This window comes from Dethiothermospora halolimnae (genome assembly GCF_037577855.1).
Lineage (GTDB): Bacteria > Bacillota > Clostridia > Tissierellales > VENL01 > Dethiothermospora > Dethiothermospora halolimnae.
This window is the reverse complement of the sequence record NZ_JBAKFX010000113.1, coordinates 1-4,535: the sequence shown is the minus strand read 5'-3', so window position 1 is coordinate 4,535 and position 4,535 is coordinate 1. Positions and strand designations below refer to the sequence as shown.

Annotated in this window: 3 protein-coding genes; all 3 read left to right on the top strand. The window is 31.0% G+C overall.

The window, feature by feature from the left end:
* The first annotated feature begins 189 nt into the window (after positions 1 to 189).
* The 3 genes from V6137_RS20575 to V6137_RS20565 all read left to right on the top strand — a co-directional run bounded on the left by V6137_RS20575 (position 190) and on the right by V6137_RS20565 (position 4,434).
* A complete protein-coding gene (locus tag V6137_RS20575) occupies positions 190 to 1,014 on the top strand; it encodes a Yip1 family protein (RefSeq protein ID WP_425449823.1) in 825 nt (274 codons plus the stop codon).
* A gap of 215 nt (positions 1,015 to 1,229) precedes the next feature.
* On the top strand, positions 1,230 to 3,365 hold the full coding sequence (gene rnr, locus V6137_RS20570; RefSeq protein WP_425449822.1) for a ribonuclease R: 2,136 nt from the start codon (positions 1,230 to 1,232) through the stop codon (positions 3,363 to 3,365).
* Positions 3,366 to 3,738: 373 nt separating this feature from the next.
* Positions 3,739 to 4,434 carry a TrkA C-terminal domain-containing protein gene (locus V6137_RS20565; protein ID WP_425449821.1) on the top strand — a complete coding sequence of 232 codons (696 nt, stop codon included), beginning with the start codon at positions 3,739 to 3,741 and terminating at the stop codon, positions 4,432 to 4,434.
* Positions 4,435 to 4,535: the final 101 nt, after the last annotated feature.

The following is a 4,535-nucleotide window of genomic DNA, read 5'->3' as shown; positions in this document are numbered from 1 at the left end:
TTACAAGTTTATCTTCACAGTATGAAAAATTCAGATTGTCTTAGTGAACCGCCGTATACCGAACGGTACGTACGGTGGTGTGAGAGGCCGGTAGATAAATTAATTATCTACCTCCTACTCTATATAACTACAGTATATGATAAAATTATATAATGAAATATATACTATAAACTGAAAAGGAGGAACAAAATGGCTAATTATTGTGGTTACTGTGGTAAAAAGTTAGAAGAAGGACAAGTATGTGATTGTGGTAAGAATAATGATTTAGTAGATTATGTAAAGATAACTGCTGAAGAGGATATAATAACAGAAAGGAAGAAAAAAAGTATCTATGAAGATAAAGATAATAGTAAATTTCAGTTTGATTTTCATAAAGTAAAAGAGCAAGTTACAAGGGCTTTCTCTATAATGTGGAATATAATTGTCAAGGTTTTTAAAAGTCCGTCAACCTTCATAAAGGGGGTTACATATGAGCCCAATATCAAAATAGCGTCAGCATTTATAGGATTATATGCAATAATAACATCTTTATTATTTACAAATATTTTTAGTCAAGCCTTTGGAGTTACCGGGGGAATAATAAGTGGTTTTTTAGGTGGAAATAGTTATAGAAACTTTTCTCCATATGCTAGTTATGACTTTCCCTTTGGTGAAATATTTGGAAGGTTTTTATTAATATTGTTGTTGGGAGTGGCTGTATTTTATGGAGTTTCTTATATTATAGGTAATTATGTGTTTAAAGGCAAAGGAAAGTGGGATGGTTTATTAACAGTTATGGCTATATCCTTCGTTCCAACTATAGTTGCTAGTTTAATTGGATTTATATTATCATTTATATCCATTAAGTTAACACTAATTATATTTATAATGGGGAATATGATAACTTATATAATAAGAATTTTTGGTTTTAAAGAGACATTTAAAGTGACAAATAATACTATTTGCTACTTAATGCCTATAGTTATGATAATAAATGCCTTTGTTACTTATGAAGTGACAAAACTTATAATGTAAACTTATAATTAATAATGTGTGGACTGGGCATACCCAGTCCAGTTTTGTACCTATACCCTATACTTTGAACCTTTCACAGAATAAAGAATCACCAAAGGTGCCTTTATTCTATATATAATTGTATTTTAAATTAATAAAAATCTACTTAGAAGGGTATATATATGAATAGGAAATTATTACACTAATTAATGAAATTTTAAAATTGGAGGAGTTTTATGAGCACTAAAGAGAAAATAATTGAGTTTATGACAGAAAAGGCATATAAGCCTATGCTTAAACAGGAACTTGCCAGGGTATTTAGTTTAGAAAAAGAAGAAGAAGAGGAACTTTTTAAAATATTAGATAGTATGGAAGAATCAGGTCAAATAATACGAACCGATAAAGATAGATATGGTGTTCCTGAAAAGATGAATTTAGTAGCTGGCACATTACAGGGACATCAGAGGGGATTTGGTTTTGTAATACCTGATAATAATGAGATCCAAGATATTTTCATTCCTGCCAGTGATTTAAATGGAGCATTACATGGGGATAAAGTCATGGCTAAGCTCATTTCAACGGGAGAAGTGGGAAGAAAGCAAGAGGGAGAAATAGTCAGGATATTAGAACGGGCAAATAATAAAATCGTGGGGACATTTGAAAGTAGTAAAAACTTTGGTTTTGTTATTTCTGACGACAAAAGAATAAGTATGGATGTTTTTGTATCTAAGTCTGAAATAAATGGTGCTAAAACAAATGACAAAGTAGTTGTAGAAATAACCAAATGGCCCGACAAGAGACGTAATCCAGAGGGAAGAATAATTGAAGTATTGGGACATAAAAATGATGTTGGGACGGATATATTATCAATAATAAGAAATTATGACTTATCAGAGGAGTTTCCAGATAATGTTATAAATGAAGCAAATAACATACCAGAAGATATATCTAGCTATGATTTATCCCAAAGAATTGATTTAAGGGATAAGACTATTTTTACGATAGATGGAGCTGATGCAAAGGATCTAGATGATGCCGTTTCTATTGATAAGCTTAATAATGGTAATTATAAACTAGGGGTACATATAGCAGATGTTACCCACTATGTAAGGGAGAAAAATCCACTAGATAAAGAGGCATTAAAAAGGGGAACAAGTGTGTACTTAGTGGATAGGGTAATACCTATGTTGCCTAAAAAGTTATCCAATGGAGTATGTAGCTTACATCCCAACGTATCTAGACTTACTTTAAGTGTATTTATGGAAATAGATAAAACAGGGAAAGTTATAGACCATAAAGTAGCTGAGAGTATCATTGAAAGTAAGGAGAGACTTACTTACACAGATGTTTCAGATCTACTTGAGAATAATGATGAAGATATAAAGAAAAGATATAAGCATATAGAAAAAGATCTAAGGGTAATGGAAGAGCTTTGTAATATATTAACTAAAAAAAGAGAAAAAAGGGGAGCCATAGACTTTGACTTTGATGAAGCTAAGATAATATTAGATGAAGAAGGAAAACCAATAGACGTAAAAAAATATGAAAGAAGAATAGCTAATAGAATGATAGAAGAGTTTATGCTAGTCTGTAATGAAACTGTGGCAGAATATATGTATTGGACAGATATTCCCTTTGTATATAGAGTTCACGAAGAGCCTAACGAAGAAAAAATCAATGAATTTAATAAGTTTATACATAACTTCGGGTATCATTTAAAGGGCTCTAATGATATACATCCTAAAGAGTTACAATCATTATTAGAAAAGATAGAAGGAACTAGAGAGGAAACGGTAATAAATACCCTTATGTTAAGATCTCTTAAGAAGGCAAAATATAGCCATGAAAGTTTAGGTCATTTTGGTCTAGCAACACAATATTATTGTCACTTTACTTCACCGATTAGAAGATATCCAGACCTACAGATACACAGAATTATAAAGTATTTTATCAATAATCAATTATCTAAGACAAAGATTAAGAAATTAGAAAAACATGTGGTAACCGTAGCAGAAAAATCATCCAAAAGGGAGAGAGTAGCAGTAGAAGCTGAAAGGGAGACCGATGATCTAAAGAAAGCAGAGTATATGGCAGATAGAATAAATGAAGTATACGAAGGAATAATTTCCAGTGTAATGCATTTTGGATTTTTTGTCGAACTTGATAATACCATAGAGGGGTTAGTTAGGGTAAGTGATTTAGTTGATGATTATTATATATATGATAGTGAAAACTATTGTTTCAGAGGAGAAAGTACAAATAAAACATATAAAATAGGAGATGTTGCAAAGATTAGGGTGGCTAAGGCGGATGTTTCTAAGAGGGAAATTGATTTTGAATTAGTGAAAGAGGAGGAAGAGGAATTGGTTTAAGGTTGAGGTTAAGATTAAGATTGAGGTTGAGGCTAAGGTTAATGTTTAGGTTGAAGTAGAGGAATTTTAATTGGGAGGGCAGTGTTTAGATTGAAATAGCGGGCGATAGTGAGTTAAGGTGAAGGTTAGCTTAAGTTTAAGCTGTTGAATGAATTGCAATCTAGGCTGTTGGATGAATTGAAATCTATGTTGTTGGGTGAATTGAAATCTATGTTGTTGAATGAATTATAATATAGGGTTGTTGGGGGATTCGTAATCCCCCAACTGTCAACTAAAACTTAAGCATAAACACAACTATTTCTATAAAACCAAACATCTTTTATTTAAAATTTGCAATTCAAAAATAGCACTGTTTTGTAAAGGGGGGACTTTTATGAATATAATAACAGGAATACTAATTTTAATAATACTTATATTTATAGTTGAGGTCTTATCTATCGCATTAAAACTAACTGGATTAGATATGGATAAAGCCAGATTTCAGGTGATATCAATAATAACCAACACTGGATTCACCACTAAAGAATCGGAATTAATATCCCAACATCCAACTAGGAGAAAGATAGCACAGGCCCTTATGTTAATAAGTTATGTTGGATATGCTATTTTATTAGGACTTGTAGTAAATATATTATTAAGTAATAGTAGACTAGTGTACATTACAATTATATTTATAGTAGTATCTCTTGTGCTACTTATAATAATAAGAAATAAATGGCTAGTTAATAGTTTTGAAAAACTTATAGAAAAAAAGTTAGGAAAAAGAATGGAGAAAATGAAAAGGCATAAAACGGTGGAGCAAGTGTTAAAATTAAATGATGAATATGGGGTAGCAGAATTCGTTATAGAAGATGGAAATAGGTTGATTGGAAAGACTCTAGGGTCATCAAAACTCACCCATAAACATATACAGGTGCTAAATATAGATAGAGGTTCCCATATAGTACATTTTCCAAGGGGGAATTCTGTATTTAAACAGGGGGATGTAGTTACTGTATATGGTAAACTAGAAAACATAAAACATTTAGTAATTAAACAATATAGTACAGGGCTATCGCATGAAAAATAATTATTAAAATGAAATGGAAAAAATCTCAAAAAGGAATTTTAGATTTTATGTCGAATCTTTAAAATATACAAATAAAATACGAGGAGAGCAGACATGAAATT

Excerpts from the sequence above, each read along its gene's own strand:
- V6137_RS20575 (WP_425449823.1), top strand. The coding sequence starts at position 190 with ATGGCTAATTATTGTGGTTACTGTGGTAAAAAGTTAGAAGAAGGACAA.
- rnr (WP_425449822.1), top strand. The coding sequence starts at position 1,230 with ATGAGCACTAAAGAGAAAATAATTGAGTTTATGACAGAAAAGGCATAT.
- V6137_RS20565 (WP_425449821.1), top strand. The coding sequence starts at position 3,739 with ATGAATATAATAACAGGAATACTAATTTTAATAATACTTATATTTATA.